The sequence below is a fragment of the Jeotgalibacillus haloalkalitolerans genome, assembly GCF_034427455.1.
Taxonomy (GTDB): Bacteria; Bacillota; Bacilli; order Bacillales; family Jeotgalibacillaceae; genus Jeotgalibacillus; species Jeotgalibacillus haloalkalitolerans.
Genome location: NZ_JAXQNN010000001.1, coordinates 175,568 through 195,869, shown reverse-complemented (window position 1 = coordinate 195,869; position 20,302 = coordinate 175,568). Strand labels below are relative to the sequence as shown.

The window sequence follows — 20,302 nt, the reverse complement described above, 5'->3', positions numbered from 1 at the left end:
ATATACGAGTGGGATGTAATATATAAATTACATATGTTAACTATATCTTACATTCTGCAGGTGAAATCGTGAAAAACAATGTAAAAATCACAAGAATACAAGCTTCAATTACACAGGAACAGCTGGCTAAACGGACCGGTGTGACCAGGCAGACAATTGGACTGATTGAAAAAGGGGAGTATAACCCGAGTCTGCAGTTGTGTGTCGCCATTGCAAAAGAATTAAATAAAACGCTGGATGATTTATTTTGGGAGGTGGATAGCAAATGAAAACATGGATTAGTATTTTGCTGCCTGATGATGAGTATAAAGAGAAGAAGATCATGGCTTTTCTCGCTGAAGGTTCAATCATTCTTTTAATCACTTTAATAGGAATGACCTTTTTAAATCAGTTTTTGAATATAGATGCAGAGACGGTGCTGTTGATCTCTATTGGTGTATTTGTGCTATACGTTTCCGGCAGGTATATTACGTCCGGGATCGAATATACAGATGTCGCTTCAGACAAGGCTTATAAAAAAGAACGCAAGCTCATCCTGATCAGAACATTCTCTTTTACTACTATATTTATCGTACTTTATATACCTCTTGTCCATTTTCCAAGCAGTAGAGGAGAATGGATGGAGATTCTTGGATTACTGACAACTGCAGCATTATTTATGTTCTTATCAAGCTACATATCATTAAAGCGATCCTACAGAAAAAATAAAGAGCTACTATAAAAAAGAGCCGAGCCCGTTAAACCGGGACCGGCTCTTCTTAATTTAATGGGTAGTGTTCAACAACCCTTCCATCTCTTCCTTTTGTCGTTATGGCCTGAGAAAGCGAGTTCAGGATTGCTTCTTCTGTCGCCTCAGCTGCTGCCTGAAACAGGTGATTCATCACAGGATGATCCTCTCTCAGCTGCTTTCGTGATTCCATGACTGATTCTGATTCGTGCGGAATTTTATACGCAGTTGAAAAGGCGATCACGATATCGCCGCTGCCGTGACTGAAGTGGCTGCCTGTTCTGCCAAGTCCGATTCCGCAGCGCTTCGCCACCCGCTGAAGTTGTCTGTCGCTGAGCGGGGCATCTGTTGCAAGGACAATCATAATTGATCCGTCAGGGGTTTCAGCAATGCCCTCTCCTTTTGCTGTAATCCCATATTTTTCGCGTAAGAATTCTTCTTTTTGACCAAAATTACTCAACACGAGCACGCCGATTGTGTATGGGGCATCCGCTGCCTCAATCACTCTCGAAGACGTTCCAATTCCACCCTTGTAGCCAAAACAGACCATACCTTTACCCGCACCAACTGCGCCTTCTTCAGCAGGTGCCTCAGAAAGCTGCAATGCTTCACGTGCGTGCGCAGGTTTGACTGGAAACTTGCGTATTGAATTTAAATAACTGTCGTTACATTCACCGACCACAACATTGATCGTGCCGGTTGTATCACCGATTTCCGGATTCTGATTAAGCATATATTCAAGCGTACCCTGCGTCACTGCAGGTACGCCAAATGTGTTGGTCAACATGATAGGCGATTCTAAGACGCCGAGTTCATTAAGCTGAACAAGTCCGGTTGTTTTGCCAAAGCCGTTCAGCACATAGCTTGCAGCCGTTACTTTTTCACGGAACAAGTTGCCTTTGTGTGGAAGGATCGCGGTTACTCCTGTACAAGCACGATCACCCCCCTCTCCTATTTCATGATCAAGTGTAACGTGACCAACCTTTACACCACAGACGTCTGTAATACAGTTCAGTTCTCCAGTCGGCAGCAGGCCAACCTTCATTCCCATTTCCCTTACTTTCACATGAATCACCCCTAAAATACGTACTTTTATATAGCACTGTAATGCGATCTCGGTTATATTTAAATTATGTAGGTATTATGTCTTATAAACGGAGGACAAAATGATGATTAAGGAACTGTTTTCTAATTTTACAATTTTAATTACATCATTGTTTCTATATACACAAGTTACCCAGTCATCACCATTAGTGCGTGAGTCCTCTGTCAGAAGAAAAGTGGTCGCCGGGCTGTTAGCCGGCGTGTTAAGTAATATACTGATGCAATATAGCATGAATTTTGGTTCAACGATTATTGATCTCAGGCATATTCCCATTCTGCTTGTTGCTTTTTATGGGGGCAGCATACCAGCAGTTACCGCGATGCTACTTGTGATTGCAGGGCGCTTTATGATTGGATTCAACCTTTCATCTGTCGCTGCTTCACTATTAATTGTAGCAATTACAGCGTCGGCACTGCTGATATTTAACAGCCGCTTCAGTAAACGCATGAAAATCTTTCTGTCACTAACTGTCTCTAATGTTATTTTTACAATCGTTGTCGTTTATCTGCTCAATGATCTGAGTATCCTGCCGATGCTGATTTCTATCTACTGGTCTATCTCGTATACCGCAGGATTCGTTTCATTTTCAACTGTAGAGTATATCAGAGATAGCCAAAAGCTGATGAATCGTTTTAAACTTGAGGCAAAAACGGACGGATTGACCGGCTTAAATAATGTTCGTCAATTCGATCAGGTATTTAACAGCCTCTGTATGCAGGCTGAGAAAAAACAGGAACAGCTCTCTTTACTTTTTATTGATATTGACCATTTTAAGCAGGTAAATGATACATATGGTCACAATGAAGGAGACCTTGTGCTAATTGAGCTGAGCAATGTGCTGAAGCAGACTGTGCGCTCGTTTGACATTGTCAGCCGCAATGGCGGGGAAGAATTCACTGTGATCTTACTCGATTGCTCATTTAAAAAAGCCCGGGAGATTAGCGAGCGGGTGCGCAGACAGGTGGAACAGCATCCATTCAAACTATCAACCGGTGAAGTAATTATGGTGACTGTTTCCATTGGACTTGCTTCCTATCACGAAACGACCAGACTGCCCAAGCTATTATTAAAAGATGCTGATCATGCACTATATAAGGCAAAGCAGACAGGCAGAAACAGAGTATGCCATTCGCCCGCTGAGAATATGCATACAGCACGTCCATAACAGTAAAAATTGAAAAACTTCCGGCATCATGCCGGAAGTTTTTCTCCCCATACCCACCCTCACGATATGAAAATCAGTACCTGGTAGTGAAATGTATAGTGTCATTGTCCTCATGTGAAATGTACTGGGCTTGAATTGTCAGACAGGACTCGAACCATTAGGGCTGCCCCTGAACCCGTACCATTAAAATAAGCTTCCAATTTGCCCATTGGTGGGTTGGTACTCGCCTTTTCAACCGCTACCTGCTTACAGTTACTTAATACATTCAGTCAGCCAGTTCAGCTCCTGAATTTTCGTATCAAGCTTACGGTATTCCTGAGAAAGATCATCAACGCGCTTCTGCGTTTCCTTCACATTGATGGTAGAAACCGATTTGATTTCTGAACGTGAATAACGGTCATGACGCACGGAAGCCTGCTCAGCAAGCTCACTGAAAATGCGCCGTTCCTGTCCAATCAGCTCACGTTCCGTTAACGCATCAGCCAGTGAACGTTTATCGTCAAATGGTGTTTGCAAATTAGTCCGGTTGATATCCTGAATGAGCGTTTTCAGCTGTTTCAGAATCTGCTCAAGCTCATTTTGCAACTCTTTCGGATCTTCATTTGGTTCTTCACCCTCCTGCACTCTTGCATTCTGGATCAGCCGATGTCTTAATTGCTCAATTCTCTTCTGATAATCTGCACGGGTAATGAGTGCTTCTGCCAGTTTCATTGGAATCTCTCCTTCAGCATCGATTATGTATTCCCTTATTTTAGCATTAAGCCCTCTGCATGTACAAAAACACACCCGCTGTTTTTCAAAATATTATAAAATATCCCCATACAATATTTTTTTAGAAAAGAAGGGATCACATGTCAGAATCACTCGAAAAAATCACAGCACTTAAAACAATATGCGAGCAATTCGACCGTATCCAGCTGAAGCTGAATGAAAATACCCTTGAAAGCGGTCAGGGTGTAAAGATCTTTCAGCATACCGAAAATGGAAAGCTTACCGGATTCCTTGGCGTATATGATTTTGGTGTGACTGCTGAAGTTTGCGGGATGGTTCATCCTGATTTCAGAAGACAGGGGATTTTCACAGCACTTTTTAAAGAAGCGCTCCACTTTATAAGTGAAGGAGGATATAAAACTGTTTTACTGAATACACCAGCTTCATCAGCTTCCGGGCAGGCATTTATCAAAAAAACTGATGCCACTTACAAAATGACTGAATACCAAATGAAGTGGGATCAAAAAGAGTTGCCTGCAACATCTGAAAAGCTCAATTTGCGTAAAGCACAGTCAGCTGACCGGGCATTTCAGATTGACCTGGACGCAGACGGCTTTTCAATCCCGCGGGAAGAAGTCGAACAGTTCTTTGATGGAGAGGTTGCAGATGATTTAACCATTTCCTATATCATTGAATGGGAAGGTCAGCCTGCCGGTAAGCTCAGAATTCATTTCATGAATGAGCATTACTGGATTTACGGTTTTGTGGTGTCTCAAGAACTAAGAGGAAAGGGCATTGGCAGGAATGCGTTATTAAGCGTGCTTCATCAGCTTCAAGGGGAAGGACGCGAGATTCATCTTGAAGTGGAGGCTGAAAATAAAGGTCCTTTGAAGCTTTATGAATCCTGCGGGTTTGAGGTCTATCATGCACAGGATTATTATACTTACATCTGGTAGACTTTTTCTCATCAAATTCTCATTTTCTTCTTACTTTACTCTTATATAAAAGGAGTAATATACACAGTGAGAAGAATTAAAGGAGAGAGACAATGAGAAAAATATTGTTAGCAGCATTCAGTATCATGATCATTGCAGGCTGTAGCAGAACGGCTGATCATATTGATCTGACTACTTTCCCGGAATACGAAAATCTGGCTGAGTATGTAGATACAGATAACTATTCAACTGAAATTGCGGAAGACGGTCCTGGTGAACGTGTGATTATTTTTAAAGAGGATAACGGCGAGGTTCAGTACAAAAGCATTTTTGTGAAAGACACGAACCGTCATAAGATTGTGCAGACAGACGGTCCGAATCTGTTTAATGATGTGATTGATGTAAAAGAGTAAGAAGTTAAAAAAACAGAGCGCTTGCCGGCTCTGTTTTTTATCCTATTTCCCACTTCGTCACTTCCACCTCAAACCCCTGATCGAGCTCATTGGGGCTGCAGGCATAAGGACCAATTTTAATCTCTTCCACACCATTCGGGTTATGAAGACGACCGATCCTGATCTGTTCACGGTTTCCTTCCTGATCAATAAAATAAATCTCAACATCATTCGATTGATAAATGATTTCAAACGTCATTTCTTCACCAATCCGTTCGTTTGAAAAATTCTGTGTAGACCAGTCTGAGTAGGCATGTGAGGTCACAACGGCCCCAAGGTGAGAAGGTCCTTCTGGAATATATTCAACTGAACATTTCATCCAGTTATCCTCATCCACATAAATCAGAATCCCGGCCTGATCAAAAGTATGTTCAGGTTTCACCTTGAATGAGCCGGTGCAGCGGAACTCTTCTGACGGAATTCGTTTAAGTAAAGCATGTCCAGTCATCCGGTTGAACTGATAGTGTGTATTTCTCCAGAAGTCAGTGTCTCCCTGCGTGTGAAAAATAAGTCTGTCATTCTGCTCTTCGATTTTCTGCGGCTTGTTCATCCACTGATAATTGTTCCACATATGGATCCTCCTATAGCTCAAACTTTTACACTGATTATTATAATCAGTCTGCCGCTGTTTCGCATATTTGAATCCTTTTACATCTCTTCAGGTGCCTCCAGCCCAAGTAAATACATACCTTCTTTTAAGACAATCTGTACAGCATGAACCAGCGACAGCTTCTCCTGTCTTCCCTCAACCGCATCCAGAATCCGCACGTTTCCGTAGTACTGATTAAACGACTTTGCCAGTTCAAGTACATATTTCGCAATCTGTGAAGGGTCATTCCCTTCAAATGCACGCGTCACAGCTTCCGGGAAGCCCATCAGACATTTGACCACAGCCCATGCAGTGTCATCTGAGAACATCAGCTGGGCAGCATTTACGCGATATGAAGCTTTTCTGAGAATGGAAGACGCACGCGCATGCGTGTACTGAACATAAGGACCTGTCTCTCCTTCAAACTTCAGCATGGCATCCAGCGAAAATTCCACATCGTTTAAACGGTGATTCTTCAAGTCATGAAAGATAACAGCACCCGTCCCGACCTGATGTGCAACCCGCTCCTGATCAGGAAGGGAAGGATTTTTATCTGCAATATTCTGCTGCGCCAGACTTACCGCTTCCTTCAGCACTTCCTCAAGCAGCACGACTTTTCCTTTCCGCGTCGACATCTTCTTGCCATCCTTCAGCATCATGCCAAACGGAACATGCTTCAACCCCTGACTCCACTCATAGCCCATCTTTTCAAGAACGAGAAACAGCTGTTTAAAATGCAGCGTCTGCTCATTGCCAACCACATATAATGACCGCTCCGATCCATAAATCTCGTGACGATAAATCGCCGCTGCCAGATCGCGCGTCGCGTAAAGCGTTGTACCGTCCTTCTTTTTAATGAGACACGGCGGCATTCCCTCAGCTGTCTGCACCACAAGCGCACCGTCAGACTCCTCTAAAAGCTTTTTCTCCTCAAGCAGCTGCACAACCCGGTCCATCTTATCGTTATAAAAAGCCTCCCCCTGCGTTGAATCAAACGTGACACCAAGCAGCTCGTAAATACTGTTAAACTCCTTCAGCGATTCATCTCTGAACCATTCCCACAGAGCGTGCGCCTCCTGGTCACCATCCTCAAGCCGCTTGAACCACAGCCGCCCCTCATCAATGAGAGATGGATCACGTTCCGCCTCATCATGAAACTGAACATACAGCTTCAGCAGCTCCTTAATCGGCTTTTCACGAATCTTCTCTTCATTTCCCCAAAGCTTGTAGGCAGCAATCAGCTTGCCAAACTGCGTACCCCAGTCACCCAAATGGTTAATTCGTACAACTTCAAATCCATTTTTCTCCGCAATCCGGGCAAGCGAGTGACCAATGACAGTTGAACGCAGGTGTCCCATGGAAAAGGGTTTTGCAATATTCGGCGAGGAGAAATCGATCGTAATGACTTCCCCATTTCCATGATTCATCGTGCCATAATGATCTTTCGCTTGAATCACTTCAGCAACCACTGAACCCGAAACTTCCGTCTGATCTAAAAAGACATTTACATATCCGCCAACCGCTTCCACCTTTTCAAAAAGAGGCGGCAGCTCAAGCTTTTCAGCAAGGTCACTGGCGATCTGGTTTGGTGCCTTCCGAAAAATCTTCGCAAGCTCAAAGCATGGAAAAGCAAAATCACCCATCTCCGTAAATTTCGGCTTTTCAATCAGCTGATACACCTTTTCCTGATCCAGCTGATCTCTCAGCTGCTGATATAAAGCTTCTGCAAATAACGATTGATAGTCCATCAACATTCCTCCTCCAAATAAAAAACGCCCATCTCTTCTCCATACAGGAAAAGAGACGGGCGTCTGATTCGTCCGCGGTACCACTCTCATTGTTTTCACAACCACTCAAATTGATAACGGGGTTCTCCCCGGCAGCTCCTACTCCTGTTTCAGACCTGCATCTCAAAAGTGCGCTTCACTCCCTGCTTCACAACCGGGCTCCCACCATCCCCGGCTCGCTTCACATCCACAGCAAGCTACTCTCTTTGTCATTGACGTTTGTTTTTACCTATTATAGCCATTTGACGGGGGAATACAATAGTTAATTTAATTGATGCTTTATTCGATTGGATAAAATCCCCATAATGATACACTAACCTCCGTCCCCCTGTATCAAAAACCCCTCACATCTAAAAGAATGTGAGGGGCTTAAATCATTTACTGCGTCACAAGCTCAAGCTCAACCGGCACAAACTCTTCTACCGTCTCGCCATCAAGTACTGCCTGTGCTGTATCAATCGCACTTATACCGATTTCATCCGGCTTCTGTGCGACTGTTGCTGCCATTGTACCAGCTTCTACAGCTGCCACAGCGTCATCTGTCGCATCAAAGCCGACTACCATGACATCTGACATGCCTGCCGCTTCAAGTGCTTCTACAGCACCAAGTGCCATCTCATCATTGTGGGCAAATACTGCATCAAATTCCGCACCGCTCTGAATGATGTTTTCCATAACAGAAAGTCCTTCTGCACGATCAAAGTTTGCTGTCTGGTTCGCAACTACTTCAATGTCGCTTTCTGCAATCACTTCGTTGAACCCTTCTCCACGCTCACGTGCTGCTGAAGATCCTGAAATCCCTTCAAGCTCTACAACATTACCTGATCCGCCAAGCTCTTCGATAATAAAGTTCCCTGCAAGACGTCCGCCTTCAACGTTATCAGAGGCAATATGTGTAACCACTTCTCCACCTTCAGCGCTTCTGTCTACTGTAATCACCGGAATATCAGCATTGTTCGCTGATTCAATCGCTGATGCAACTGCTGCAGAATCGGTTGGGTTCACAAGAATGATGTCTACTCCCTGCTGAATCAGGTCTTCAATATCACTGGCCTGTTTTGCCGGGTCATCCTGAGCATCGACAACTGTAATATCCATACCAGCTTCTTCTGCCTGTGCTTCTGCACCTTCCGCAAGTGTCACAAAGAACGGGTTGTTTAAAGTTGAAATAGAAAATCCAATTGTGCCTGCTCCTTCACTGCCACCTTCATCGCTTCCTGTATCTTCACTTTCAGAGCCTGGTGAATCCAGAGAACATGCAGCCAAAACCAGTGACATCATCAGCATCAACGTTAAAAATAATCTTTTCTTCAATTTCAAACACTCCTTTTGATATAGTTTTATAAATTAAGCAGCTTTCTTCCGATCCAGCAGGACTGCCAGCAGAATCACGCCGCCTTTTACCACCTGTTGATAAAAAGAAGATACATTCATTAAATTAAGTCCGTTGTTGAGGACACCGATGATCAGTGCACCGATTAAAGTGCCGACAATCCATCCGCGACCGCCAGTCAGACTTGTCCCGCCTAATACAACAGCAGCAATCGCATCTAGTTCATATGCAGTACCGGCTGTCGGTTGAGCTGAGTTCAAACGGGATGTGAGGATAATTCCCGCAAGCACGCTCAGCACACCTGTTAACGTATAGACGCCGATTTTAATCCGGTCTACATTTAACCCGGCAAGTCTTGATGCCTCTTCATTACCGCCGACTGAATAAACACCGCGTCCAAATGTCGTTTTCTTTAAAATGAACCATAGAACACCAAAAGCTAAAAACATCGTAACGACGGGGAACGGAATCCCGAAAATATACCCTTTACCAATCATCTGAAATGAAAATGCATCAGACAATCCTGTTACCGGACGACCTTCTGTATACACAAGCGTCAGCCCGCGGTAAATGGTCATGGTTGCCAGTGTTGCAATAAACGGTGCAACCTTACCTTTTGTGATAATAATCCCGTTAAAGGCACCCATTGCTGCTCCGATCAATAAGCCGATTAAAATGGCCAGAATCGGATCAAAACCTGATGTCATCGCACCTGCAGTAAGTGCTGCACCAAGTGCCAGCATCGAACCTACTGACAGGTCAATCCCGCCAGTCAAAATAACAAATGTCATCCCAAATGCAATTAATGCATTAATTGATACCTGTCTTAAAATATTCAGGATATTGTTAAGGTCAAGGAAGTTCGGACTTAAAATGGATAGCACGACTACGATCAGTAACAATCCAAGGAAAGGACCGATTTTTTGGATAATACCTGAGTTTTTCAATTTACTCTCCTCCTGTTGCTGCTGTCATAATTTTTTCCTGATCCGCATCAGCCCGGTTCATGATTGCAGTCACTTTCCCCTCATGCATCACAAGGATACGGTCTGACATCCCGAGGATTTCAGGAAGCTCTGATGACACCATAATGATAGACACACCTCTTGCCGTCAGATCATTCATAATCTGATAAATCTCTTTCTTCGCACCGACATCAACCCCTCTGGTCGGTTCATCAAGAATCAGTACGGAAGGATTCGTTGCAAGCCATTTGCCAATGACAATCTTCTGCTGATTACCTCCACTGAGCGATTTCGCTTCCTGTTCGGGCCCGGATGTCTTAATTCTCAGCCGTTCGATCAGTTCAGCTGCTGAAGCCTGTTCTTTCTTTGTATTCATCAGGCTCCATTTGGAAATATTGTTGAACTGAGCAGTTGAAAGGTTCTCTCTGACTGTCTGATTAAGAATTAAACCTTCGCCTTTACGGTCTTCTGTGACAAATGCCATTCCGGCACGGATCGATTTTTTGGGCGTCGGCTTATTCAGCGTTTTTCCTTCAATCTGAATCACACCTGAGCTTTTATCAGCTCCAAACAACGCTCTCATCAGCTCTGTTCTTCCGGCACCCATCAAGCCGGCAACGCCCAGGATCTCTCCTTCTTTCAAATCAAATGATGCCGATTTGACTCCGGTAGATGATGTCAGGTTTTCCACCGTCAGCCGCACTTTCCCCGGTGTCACCTTTCTTTCAGGAAACTGTTCACCAAGCTCGCGTCCAACCATCATCTTTACAACTTCCTGAAAATTGGTTTCTTTAATGACTCTGGTGCCAACAGAAGCACCATCTCTCAGTACAGTAATCCTGTCGCACATGCTGAAAATCTCTTCCATCCGGTGAGAAATATACACAATTGCGACGTTTTTCTTTCTGAGACCATTCATCACGTTGAAAAGAACATCAATTTCTTTTTTCGTCAGCGCAGCTGTCGGTTCATCCATAATTAGGACTTCACTGTCAGCAGATACAGCTCTTGCAATCTCGATCATCTGCTGCTGACCAACAGAACATTCAGCAGCAGACTTTTTCGGATCGAGCTTGATCCCAAGCTCCATCAGCCACGCTTTTGCTTCTTCATTCATTTCTTTGTTTCTCAAAATGCCTGTCTTACCGGCCGTTTTTTCTTTTCCTAAAAAGAAGTTTTCTGCAACTGTCAGCTCAGGAATAATATTCAGCTCCTGATGAATTACGCTGATTCCGGCTTTTTCAGCTTCTTTTGGACTTTTAAAAGCTGTTTTCTTACCTTTGTAGATGATCTCTCCCTGGTCTTTTGAATGAATACCAGTGAGAATTTTCATCAGCGTTGACTTACCTGCCCCGTTTTCACCCATCAGCGCGTGAATTTCACCAGGCTTCAGGTCAAACGAGACGCCCGTAAGCACTTCAACCTGTCCAAAAGATTTGTGAATATCCGACATTTCAATGATTGGCTTACTCAAAAGATCACCCCCGCGTGCAGGATAATGTTTGCATATGGCGTATGTTCTCCTGTCCTGATAACTGCTCTGGCTGAAGAGGTTTGCTGTTTGAATTTTTCATGTGACACTTTTTCAATTGAATCAAATTGTTCGTTTACTAAATGGCTGAATGCCTGGTTTTGAGCATCCGCCTCTTTTGCAACCGTGACTGACTCGACCTCCATCTCCTTCAATACTGCTTTTAAAACCGTTTCAATGTCCGGAATGCCAAGCGTTAGAGACAGGTCAATTTTTTTCACATGCTCAGGTATTGGGAGACCGCAATCCGCAATCACAACAGTGTCTGTATGACCAAGATCAGCCAGCACTTTCGTAATTTCACTGTTTAAAAAGTTACTTTTCCGCATGATCTCCGCCTCCTTCAAGCTGCTGCAGTGTCGGCATCGCACTTTGTGCACCAAGCGCCGTAATCGACATACTGGCTGCCTTGACTGCTTTTTCAACAGCCTGTCTCAGTGCAAGCCCCTGATCCAGAAATGCTGCAAGCGCTCCGTTAAACGTATCGCCTGCCCCAGTCGTATCAACCGGTGTTACTTTCGGTGCCGGTACCAGCACTTCCTCACCTTTTTCAAAAAAGCTTGCGCCTTCGCTGCCTCGTGTGACGATTAACTTTTCTCTGTACGCTTCATGAAAGTTGCTTTCTTTCTTAAGAGAAGCCGCCTCATGCTCGTTTGGTGTGATATAGTCTGCAAGCTCCCACCATTCAGCCGGTAGCGGTTTGAAAGGTGCAGGGTTTAAAATCACGGTGCTGCCGTTTGCTTTTGCTGCTTTCATCGCTTCTTCTACCGCTTCATCCGGGATCTCAAGCTGAACCAGCAGGACTCCTTTTTGCGAACCGGTCATTTCTTCTTTTATGAAGTCCCCGTCTACGTCTCCATTTGCCCCAGCCACTACAATAATCTGATTATCCTGCTCTGCCACCACAATAGATGCAGTGCCTGTAGGTAAATGTGTAACCGGTTTCACATTTGATACATCAACTGTTTCGTTCGTTAAATACTCAAGGTAACTTTCTCCGTAAAGGTCATTTCCAACCTTACCGACCATTTTCACCTGTCCACCAAGCCTTGCTGCTGCAACGGCCTGATTTGCACCTTTTCCACCAAACACAGTGGAGAAACCGGTACCCAGAATGGTCTCTCCCGGAAGTGGAAAACGCTCTGCTTCTGTGACAAGATCTATATTCAAGCTGCCTGCTACTGTAATCATGTGATCACTCCTTATTTCGTTGACTGTCTGACTGTCAGCTCTGCATTCAGCCTGACATGTTCCGGCGATAACCCCGGGGTTTCAAGGCGCTTCAAGAGCATCTCAGCTGCTTTTTGTCCAATCTGATAAATCGGCTGCTGCATCGTAGTCAATTCAGGCGTAACTGCTGTTCCCCACTCAACGCCGTCAAAGCCCATCACTGAAAGTTCTTTAGGTACACTAATTCCCAGCTTTGCAGCGGCTTTCAGTGCACCGATTGCCATGACATCGTTACCTGCAAAAATCGCATCTACCTGCTGATATTTCGTTAACAGCTGCATCGTGTTCAGCATGCCGCTCTGAAGCTCATAAGACCCTTCCTGAATCATTTCTTCAAGACCATGTTTTTGAGTGAAATCTTTATAAGCTCTCAGCCTTTCACTTGAAGTAAAGACATGAGCAGGACCGGCCAGATGAGCTATTTTGCGGCAGCCCCTTTCAACCAGAAACTCAAGTGCTTTAAAGCTGCTTTCATAGTTATCAATGGTGACAGAAGCAATTCTGTCATCTATATGACGATCAAGTGCAATGACTGGCACAGTTAGCGGCTCGAGGTGTTCCCACTTGAGTGTATTGGAAACAACGATGACACCATCAATGTACTTTGAAGTCATTCCTTTTAGATAATCAAGTTCATGCTGGATATTTTCATCACTGTTGAAAAGAATCGTTGTATACCCTTTTGGATACATCACATCTTCAACCGCTCTGACCAGCTGAGGGAAAAAGGGGTTTGTGATGTCAGGAATTAATAGTCCAATCGTATTTGAAGATTTCTTAAAAAGACTCCTCGCCACACTGTTTGGATTATATTGAAGTTCTTCAATCGCTTTCAGCACTGCCTTGCGCGTATCTTCATGCACATATCCTTTATCATTCAGCACTCTTGAAACTGTCGCGACTGAAACACCTGCATGCTGAGCTACCTGTTTAATCGTTGCCATTTCACCACACCCCGAATTTATGTAATCGGTTACATATTTTAGTTTTAAAAAACCGGCTACTTGAAAACAAATTTTATGTAACCGGTTACATGTATTGTATAAGGGCGTTTCAAATGTGTCAAGAAGGGAATATATTTACAATTATCCTATTAGCGGTGTTCCATCGGTTCAGCTGCTTAACCAATAACAACCGCCACTTTATAACTCACCACACTGCTTAGCACTGTTAAAAACTCATTGAGTACTTCATTCGAAGGAAACCTGGCTTCAACCAAATAACAGCTCTCTCCGCTCACTTTATAGTTTTGTATAATATAAGCTGCGTTCTCTTCAATCACTCTGTGATAACTTCTATGATCAGGGCTTTCCGTAAAAATCTGAATCATTACATGAACCGGCAGCCCCAGCTTAGCCTGATTGACTTTCAGCGTATACCCCTCAATAATCCCCATATCCTCAAGCTTCGCAACCCTGGATGACGTCGCCTGTCCTGTCAGGTGTACCCTTTCACCCAGCTGTTTCATCGTCATACGGCTATTTGCAGAGAGCTCTTTTATAATAAGCTGATCCGTGCGATCCAGCATGCTGATTCAATCCTTTCATTATTCAAGTAATAACGCCTAAAGACTTGATTTAAGCTATGTATTTCAACTATATCTCTATTATAAACTGTAAGTAACCTTTCATAACAGGAGCTGACAATCAATGAACATTCAATTAATCAGAAACGCTACACTCGTTGTTCACTATGCCGGTAAAAAGTTTCTTGTAGACCCATTTTTAGCTGACAAAGGTGCTTATCCTCCATTTCAAAACGCAGCAAGACAGGATCAGAATAACCCGCTTGTCGAACTGCCGATTCCAATAGATGAAGTAATCCAGGGCGTGAATGCGGTGATTTTAACACACCTGCATCTTGATCATTATGATGAGGCTGCTAAGAATGCAATACCAAAAAATATGAAAGTATTCGTTCAAAATGATGAAGATTTAGAGAAAGTGAAAGAGGATGGATTTGAAAATCTGGAAGTACTGAGCGAGCAAACTGAATTTGAAGGCGTCCAGCTGATCAAAACAGTCGGAGAGCATGGCAGAGGTGAAATTCTTAAGATGCTTGGGCATGTTTCAGGCGTTGTTTTCAAGCATTCAAGTGAAAAAACGCTTTATGTCGCCGGGGATACAGTCTGGTATGAAGGAACAGAAAAAGAAATTCTCAAGCATCAGCCTGAGGTCATCGTCGCTAACGCAGGGGACAACCAGTTCCTTGAAGGCGGTTCACTCGTGATGGGCAAAGAAGATATATACGAAACGGCTAAAGCTGCACCAAATGCTAAAATCGTGGCGGTTCACATGGAAGCTGTCAATCACTGGGCGCTGTCACGTGATGAGCTGAAGACTTTTGCAGTAGAAAAGGGATTTGCAGACCGGTTGCATGTACCTGAGGATGGAGAGTCTTATTCGTTTTGAAGAAAAAAATCTCTGTTTTCTAAATCCCATTAAAGCTGACCATGCCCTGCATGATCAGCTCTTTTTTTAATATGTGATTTGGAAATGAAGAATGCATCTTAAACAACTTTTCTTACTTTACTGCTGGACATTTAATCAAAATTCTATTATTATCATTATTGATAATGATAATAATGAGGTGAATCTGATGAAATCAAAAGCTGACTTAATTATGCATCCTGTTCGCATGAAAATTATACAGCATTTATCTAAAGGACCTGCTACGGTGGCAGAGCTGCTGGATGTGCTTGAAGAAATCCCACAGGCTACTTTATACAGACATCTGAACACATTAAAAAAAGGTAACATCCTGACTGTTACCAACGAAAAACAAATCCGGGGTACGACTGAAAAGACATACGCTTTACAGGTCAACGGGTCAAGAATAACACCGGAGGAAGGCTCGAAGCTCACGAAGGATGAGCATATGAACATGTTTACAACTTTTTTTGCGAACCTGATGAGACAGACAGAAGAATTTTTTGACGGTGACGTTGATCTCACCAAAGACATCTATGGCTTCAGTCAGGTTGATCTTCATCTGAATGAACAGGAGTGGGAAACCTTTAAAGAAGAACTTTATCAGGTCATTAAGCCCTACACCCAAAACTCAAGAAGATCAGACACGAAAAAAATTACGATGGCACAATTCTTTGTTTCTGAGCCGAATCATAAAAAGGGGAACTAGTATGAAGAAAAACCTTCTAATCTCACTCATACTCAGCTTATTTGGTGCTGTCGGAGGATACTTTAAACGAATGGAGGCAGTATGATGATTTTTAATGAAAAGCGTTTGATGGTGACTAATCAGGGATTTAAGCTTCAGGGAACACTCGCAACTCCTGAAGGCTCGTCTGATCATGCAGTAATCATTATGCCAGGATCAGGTCAGGTTAACCAAGATGGAAACCATAAAAAATTCCAATCAAATTTATACAGAGATTTAGCGTATTTTCTGTATGAGATTGGCGTGCCCTCACTCAGGTTTGATAAGCGAGGTACCGGAATGAGTGAAGGAACTTTTAATGAAACAGGGCTTTCAGATTTCATCTCAGATGCAGCAGTATGGATGCGTGAATTAAAAAAACACTACAACCGTATTACGCTGATTGGTCACAGTGAAGGTGCGATCACAGGTCCTGCTGTCATGAAGCTGGAACCTGCCGATGGCTTTATATTTCTTTGCGGTTTCATGGGCACGGGAGAAGAACTGATTGCTTATCAAAGAGAATTACTGCAAAAAGAAGTTCAGCAAACAACAGGATTTAAAAAGTACCTTTTTAAGATACTGCGTGTGGAGAAGAATATAGAAAAATCCTCAAAATCCGTTGACCAAAAGATTGCTCAAACGACTGCTCCCGCTATCAAATATCGCGGTACCACCATAAATGCTAAATGGATAAGAGAAATGAAAGCTTATCATATAACTGATTTCATGAATTCAGTACCCTGCAGATCACTTGCGATTGAAGGCGCACGGGACATACAGATCAAGCCTGGTTCAGCTGCTGAATTCGCCTCTTTTTCAGGCGCTGAGCACATTGTGATTTCAGATATGAACCACATACTGAGACGCAGAGACAGACCTCATTCATTGCTTGGTTTGCAAAAAGAATATCAAAAAGATCTGCGTGACAAAGATCTGCACCCGGAATTACTGAAACAGCTTAAAATATGGTTTTCAAACAGCAATTAATACTGATAAGGGGTCCTCTCAACTGCAGGACCCCTCTATTCAAGACCATTAGTTAACTGCTTACTCCCTTTTTAAAATCAGAACTCAGCTCACTCCACACATCAAACAGGTTACCGTCTGGATCTGAAAACACAAAATTTCTGCCCGCATGTCCCCTGTCTTCAATCTCACCTGTCTCTACGCCCGATGCCTGCAATGTCTGCTGAAGCGACTTCAGCGACGTCAGTCCATCCACTTCAAATGTCAGCGAAAAACGTTCTTTGCCCTGGGTATCAATGAAATTGGCTGTCTGATCCATTTCAGCTTTTACAAGGAACAGACTCTGATTCGCAAGATCCAAAATCGCTTTTTGATCATCCTTATAGTTCATGACTGCCCCCAGCTTTTCCTGATACCACACGGCAGACTGGCCCGGGTCTGAAACAGGAAGATAGGTGGTCCCGACTCTGATTAACTGATTTTTCATGATACCGTCACTTCGCTCATTAATGCGAGTGTATTCCCCTCAGTATCCCTGAAAAAAGTCATCCAGGTCTCCGTCTGTTCCATCTTCGCAACCACGTGCGGCTGATCCAGAAATGACACACCTTTATCCTCAAATTGCTGATACGCTTCCTCAATATCCGGCACATTAAAATAAAGAACTGAACCCGGGTGATCAAACGCATCATTTTCAGGCAGCGTCAGCATCAGCCGTACCCCTTCACACTCAAAAAACGACATGTTTTCAGTTTCAAATAACTGCTGAAGCCCTAGCGTTTCCCGGTAAAATGCAGTCGCACGCTTCACATCTTTTACCCGTACACCAATCTGTCCAATTTGCTTAATCATTTTCATTTCTCCCTTCCTGCTCCCCATTAAATTGTAAATCGATTAAATTTCAGCTACACTTATTTTACCTTACAAAAAACGGAAATAACAGGAGGATTCATAAATGTTATTTGACCCACCGAAGTGTATGAATTGCGGTAAGCTAATCGAGGAGGATGAGCAGGTTTATGCAAAGCTGCGCTACCCCAAAAAGAAAGGATTTACTGAAATAAAGGCTTATTTAAGAAATGAGGCTTCATTTTTGTGTGAGGACTGTTTTGAGAAGAGGGCTTGAGCACACGCCCTCTTATTTCAGCAAAGGATACACAACCTCTCCACCCTCCTCAATCACAGGCACCGCACCCCATTTACCAAGCTCATGACGAACAAGCTTCGGCTCACTTTTTGACCCGGGAATAATATGATGCACATTCCAACCATTTGCCTGAAGCCAATTGCTGATAATCAGCCGGTGACACCTGGCCGGATGGTGCTCTGAGCACATATAAGCGACATTTCCGTCTTCAGCAAGCTTCATCAGCTCTCCAACACCAAGCTTAAACTCATCAGTCAGCGTATAATCCGCATAATTGTGAAAAGAACGGTTCTCCCACCCGGCATTCAGATCCTCCCCGACTACACCGGATATCCTTCTTCTTCCACCGAGCTCAGGGAAATGCTGATAGCCAATGCCCGATTTCTTCAGCCAATCCTGCAGGTTTTCTTTTTTGAATTGAGGACTTCTGCGGCTTCCCGGAAACGCGCGCACGTCTGCTATAAATGTGATATCTGCAGCTTTTAGCAGATTGAGAAATTCTTCTTCAGCATGATTGTAGTGACCGATTGTGTAGATGTTCATAACTGATCTCCTTTCAATCCCTCTTACCACTCTCTACCCTGTTTTCCACATTGATGACAGAAAACTTTGACAGGACATTCAATTTCATGTAAATTATCATATGTACGAACAATTTTATATTCAAAACAAAAAATCATTCGCTTTTAGGAGTGTTTCATATGGATAATGTATTTGATTACGAGGATATTCAATTAATTCCCGCAAAATGTGTCGTAAACAGTCGATCAGAGTGTGATACATCCGTTAAGTTCGGAAAGCATACATTCAAACTGCCAGTCGTACCAGCCAACATGCAGACGATCATTGATGAAAAAATCGCAGTGCATTTAGCTGAAAACGGTTACTTTTATATCATGCACCGTTTTGAACCTGAAACGCGTATTGCATTTATCAAAGAGATGCAGTCAAAAGGCTTGATCGCGTCAATCAGTGTAGGGGTAAAAGAAGAAGAATACGGATTTATCGAGGAACTCGCTTCTTCTCAGCTGGTGCCGGATTACATCACAATTGATATTGCACACGGTCACTCAAACGCAGTGATTCGCATGATTCAGCATATTAAAACACATCTGCCTGACAGCTTCGTGATCGCCGGAAACGTCGGTACACCTGAAGCAGTCAGAGAGCTTGAGAATGCCGGCGCTGACGCAACAAAAGTAGGAATCGGCCCCGGTAAAGTGTGCATCACGAAAATCAAAACTGGCTTTGGCACAGGCGGATGGCAGCTCGCAGCACTTCGCTGGTGTGCAAAAGCTGCAAGCAAGCCAATCATCGCTGACGGCGGAATCCGTACACACGGCGATATCGCCAAATCAGTCCGCTTCGGCGCATCGATGGTCATGATCGGTTCCCTATTTGCCGGACATGAAGAGTCACCTGGCGAAACAACTGAAGTAGACGGCAAACGCGTCAAAGAATACTTCGGCTCAGCCTCAGAATTCCAAAAAGGCGAAAAGAAAAACGTCGAAGGCAAAAAAATGTTCGTCGAGCATAAAGGCTCACTTCAGGATACGCTGACTGAAATGGAGCAGGATCTTCAGTCATCTATTTCATATGCAGGCGGCACAACGCTTGAGTCGATTAAGCATGTGGATTATGTTGTGGTGAAGAATTCGATTTTTAATGGGGATAAGGTTTATTGAGCTGAGTAGTTCATGACATTTTGGGTGGTGTTCAGGAGATTATTGATGAAGTTCCTGAGATTATCCGTCATGTTCATGAGATTACATCGGTGGTTCAGAACTAATCGGATGACCTTCCGGAAATCGTGTAATTTGACCTAGACCACACGAATGCAAAAAAGCGGCTGGCGCACATCGCCAGCCGCTTTTTCTATAGAACCGAACGATTAATAAGCGCCCGCCGAATAAGTCATCTCATAGCTATGCGTATAAATCTCAAAAATATTCCCAAATGGATCTTCTACATACACCATTTTAAATGGCTTATCGTCCGGATAATATTCGCGGATCGGCATGCGCTGCTTTCCGCCATGCGCAATAATTTTCTCTACAAGACCCTCAATGTCCGGATCCTGCACACAAAAGTGAAAAATCCCTGTTTTCCAATACTCAAAGTTATTGTCAGGCTCTTCATTTTGCGGGAATTCAAACAGCTCGATCCCGATTTTATCTCCGGTTGAAAGGTGAGCAATCCGGAACTCCTCCCAGTCATTCCCGAATACGTCACGACACATCTGCCCGATCGCCGTATCATCATTATAAACAGGTGACGGCTCCATCATCGTATACCAGCCAAACACCTCTGTATAAAATGTCACTGCTGCATCTAAATCCGGAACGGAAAGCCCGATATGAGAAAAGTTTCTTGGATAAGTTGTCATTAAAAAATACCTCCTCTAATGGTTTGACACCCTTATTATAAAGGGGTATTCTTCTACACAACAGAATGCACTTTTTGGGAAGATACTACCCAAAAAGGTAGTATTGGAGGGATT

25 protein-coding genes and 1 other annotated feature are annotated in these 20,302 nt (G+C 43.6%); of the genes, 10 read left to right on the top strand and 15 right to left on the bottom strand.

Annotated features, from left to right (window positions below; translation table 11 throughout):
- The first annotated feature begins 68 nt into the window (after window positions 1-68).
- Both UFB30_RS00985 and UFB30_RS00980 read left to right on the top strand, forming a co-directional pair.
- On the top strand, window positions 69-269 hold the full coding sequence (locus UFB30_RS00985; protein WP_322419802.1) for a helix-turn-helix transcriptional regulator: 201 nt from the start codon (window positions 69-71) through the stop codon (window positions 267-269).
- Window positions 266-721, top strand: a complete 456-nt coding sequence (locus tag UFB30_RS00980) for a DUF3278 domain-containing protein (protein ID WP_322419801.1) — start codon at window positions 266-268, stop codon at window positions 719-721. Before UFB30_RS00985 ends, UFB30_RS00980 begins: the two co-directional genes overlap by 4 nt.
- Window positions 722-758: 37 nt before the next feature.
- Here the strand turns inward: UFB30_RS00980 and UFB30_RS00975 are convergent, their stop codons facing one another.
- Entirely contained in the window at window positions 759-1,778 is a 1,020-nt protein-coding gene (locus tag UFB30_RS00975) for a DmpA family aminopeptidase (RefSeq protein WP_322420530.1), read from the bottom strand.
- A gap of 118 nt (window positions 1,779-1,896) precedes the next feature.
- On the opposite strand from UFB30_RS00975, the gene UFB30_RS00970 reads away from it, so the two are divergent.
- Entirely contained in the window at window positions 1,897-2,997 is a 1,101-nt protein-coding gene (locus UFB30_RS00970) for a GGDEF domain-containing protein (RefSeq protein WP_322419800.1), read from the top strand.
- Between the two features lie 252 nt (window positions 2,998-3,249).
- On the opposite strand, the gene UFB30_RS00965 is transcribed toward UFB30_RS00970, so the two are convergent.
- Window positions 3,250-3,708 carry a DIP1984 family protein gene (locus UFB30_RS00965; RefSeq protein WP_322419799.1) on the bottom strand — a complete coding sequence of 153 codons (459 nt, stop codon included), beginning with the start codon at window positions 3,706-3,708 and terminating at the stop codon, window positions 3,250-3,252.
- 140 nt (window positions 3,709-3,848) lie between these two features.
- Here UFB30_RS00965 and UFB30_RS00960 point away from each other — a divergent pair, with 140 nt between their 5' ends.
- Both UFB30_RS00960 and UFB30_RS00955 read left to right on the top strand, forming a co-directional pair.
- Window positions 3,849-4,664, top strand: coding sequence for a GNAT family N-acetyltransferase (locus UFB30_RS00960; RefSeq protein WP_322419798.1), 816 nt, complete (start codon window positions 3,849-3,851; stop codon window positions 4,662-4,664).
- Between the two features lie 92 nt (window positions 4,665-4,756).
- Window positions 4,757-5,056, top strand: a complete 300-nt coding sequence (locus UFB30_RS00955) for a hypothetical protein (RefSeq protein WP_322419797.1) — start codon at window positions 4,757-4,759, stop codon at window positions 5,054-5,056.
- Window positions 5,057-5,093: 37 nt separating this feature from the next.
- Here the strand turns inward: UFB30_RS00955 and UFB30_RS00950 are convergent, their stop codons facing one another.
- From UFB30_RS00950 to UFB30_RS00910, 9 genes are all read right to left on the bottom strand, one after another.
- The gene (locus UFB30_RS00950) at window positions 5,094-5,666 is read right to left on the bottom strand and encodes a DUF1349 domain-containing protein (RefSeq protein ID WP_322419796.1); all 573 of its coding nucleotides are present in this window, start codon (window positions 5,664-5,666) and stop codon (window positions 5,094-5,096) included.
- A gap of 77 nt (window positions 5,667-5,743) precedes the next feature.
- Window positions 5,744-7,432: an arginine--tRNA ligase gene (gene argS / locus UFB30_RS00945; protein WP_322419795.1), complete on the bottom strand. Its 1,689-nt coding sequence runs from the start codon at window positions 7,430-7,432 to the stop codon at window positions 5,744-5,746.
- A 48-nt stretch (window positions 7,433-7,480) separates the two neighbouring features.
- Window positions 7,481-7,693 (bottom strand) — a binding site (T-box leader).
- A gap of 156 nt (window positions 7,694-7,849) precedes the next feature.
- A complete protein-coding gene (gene rbsB / locus UFB30_RS00940) occupies window positions 7,850-8,785 on the bottom strand; it encodes a ribose ABC transporter substrate-binding protein RbsB (protein ID WP_435390767.1) in 936 nt (311 codons plus the stop codon).
- Window positions 8,786-8,818: 33 nt separating this feature from the next.
- A complete protein-coding gene (locus tag UFB30_RS00935) occupies window positions 8,819-9,751 on the bottom strand; it encodes an ABC transporter permease subunit (RefSeq protein WP_322419794.1) in 933 nt (310 codons plus the stop codon).
- Between the two features lies 1 nt (window position 9,752).
- Window positions 9,753-11,222, bottom strand: a complete 1,470-nt coding sequence (locus tag UFB30_RS00930) for a sugar ABC transporter ATP-binding protein (protein ID WP_322420528.1) — start codon at window positions 11,220-11,222, stop codon at window positions 9,753-9,755.
- A gap of 17 nt (window positions 11,223-11,239) precedes the next feature.
- Window positions 11,240-11,629: a D-ribose pyranase gene (gene rbsD / locus UFB30_RS00925; RefSeq protein ID WP_322419793.1), complete on the bottom strand. Its 390-nt coding sequence runs from the start codon at window positions 11,627-11,629 to the stop codon at window positions 11,240-11,242.
- Entirely contained in the window at window positions 11,616-12,491 is an 876-nt protein-coding gene (gene rbsK, locus UFB30_RS00920) for a ribokinase (protein ID WP_322419792.1), read from the bottom strand. Before rbsK ends, rbsD begins: the two co-directional genes overlap by 14 nt.
- Window positions 12,492-12,502: 11 nt before the next feature.
- On the bottom strand, window positions 12,503-13,474 hold the full coding sequence (locus tag UFB30_RS00915; protein WP_322419791.1) for a LacI family DNA-binding transcriptional regulator: 972 nt from the start codon (window positions 13,472-13,474) through the stop codon (window positions 12,503-12,505).
- Between the two features lie 176 nt (window positions 13,475-13,650).
- Window positions 13,651-14,058, bottom strand: a complete 408-nt coding sequence (locus UFB30_RS00910; RefSeq protein WP_322419790.1) for an Lrp/AsnC family transcriptional regulator — start codon at window positions 14,056-14,058, stop codon at window positions 13,651-13,653.
- Between the two features lie 121 nt (window positions 14,059-14,179).
- On the opposite strand from UFB30_RS00910, the gene UFB30_RS00905 reads away from it, so the two are divergent.
- From UFB30_RS00905 to UFB30_RS00895, 3 genes are all read left to right on the top strand, one after another.
- Window positions 14,180-14,941, top strand: a complete 762-nt coding sequence (locus UFB30_RS00905; protein ID WP_322419789.1) for an MBL fold metallo-hydrolase — start codon at window positions 14,180-14,182, stop codon at window positions 14,939-14,941.
- 187 nt (window positions 14,942-15,128) lie between these two features.
- Window positions 15,129-15,668 carry a helix-turn-helix domain-containing protein gene (locus UFB30_RS00900; protein WP_322419788.1) on the top strand — a complete coding sequence of 180 codons (540 nt, stop codon included), beginning with the start codon at window positions 15,129-15,131 and terminating at the stop codon, window positions 15,666-15,668.
- An 84-nt stretch (window positions 15,669-15,752) separates the two neighbouring features.
- The gene (locus UFB30_RS00895; RefSeq protein ID WP_322419787.1) at window positions 15,753-16,676 is read left to right on the top strand and encodes an alpha/beta hydrolase; all 924 of its coding nucleotides are present in this window, start codon (window positions 15,753-15,755) and stop codon (window positions 16,674-16,676) included.
- 52 nt (window positions 16,677-16,728) lie between these two features.
- Here UFB30_RS00895 and UFB30_RS00890 read toward each other — a convergent pair whose 3' ends face one another.
- Both UFB30_RS00890 and UFB30_RS00885 read right to left on the bottom strand, forming a co-directional pair.
- Window positions 16,729-17,142, bottom strand: coding sequence for a VOC family protein (locus tag UFB30_RS00890; protein WP_322419786.1), 414 nt, complete (start codon window positions 17,140-17,142; stop codon window positions 16,729-16,731).
- On the bottom strand, window positions 17,139-17,507 hold the full coding sequence (locus UFB30_RS00885) for a VOC family protein (protein ID WP_435390765.1): 369 nt from the start codon (window positions 17,505-17,507) through the stop codon (window positions 17,139-17,141). The genes UFB30_RS00890 and UFB30_RS00885 overlap by 4 nt, the downstream gene beginning before the upstream one ends.
- Before the next feature lie 103 nt (window positions 17,508-17,610).
- Here UFB30_RS00885 and UFB30_RS00880 point away from each other — a divergent pair, with 103 nt between their 5' ends.
- Window positions 17,611-17,781, top strand: coding sequence for a Fe3+ hydroxamate ABC transporter substrate-binding protein (locus UFB30_RS00880; protein WP_322419784.1), 171 nt, complete (start codon window positions 17,611-17,613; stop codon window positions 17,779-17,781).
- 12 nt (window positions 17,782-17,793) lie between these two features.
- Here the strand turns inward: UFB30_RS00880 and UFB30_RS00875 are convergent, their stop codons facing one another.
- Entirely contained in the window at window positions 17,794-18,345 is a 552-nt protein-coding gene (locus tag UFB30_RS00875) for a DUF488 domain-containing protein (RefSeq protein WP_322419783.1), read from the bottom strand.
- 158 nt (window positions 18,346-18,503) lie between these two features.
- Here UFB30_RS00875 and guaC point away from each other — a divergent pair, with 158 nt between their 5' ends.
- Window positions 18,504-19,487 carry a GMP reductase gene (gene guaC, locus UFB30_RS00870; protein ID WP_322419781.1) on the top strand — a complete coding sequence of 328 codons (984 nt, stop codon included), beginning with the start codon at window positions 18,504-18,506 and terminating at the stop codon, window positions 19,485-19,487.
- Between the two features lie 206 nt (window positions 19,488-19,693).
- On the opposite strand, the gene UFB30_RS00865 is transcribed toward guaC, so the two are convergent.
- Complete coding sequence (locus UFB30_RS00865) at window positions 19,694-20,188, bottom strand: lactoylglutathione lyase family protein (protein ID WP_322419780.1); 495 nt, start codon at window positions 20,186-20,188, stop codon at window positions 19,694-19,696.
- Between the last annotated feature and the right edge of the window lie 114 nt (window positions 20,189-20,302).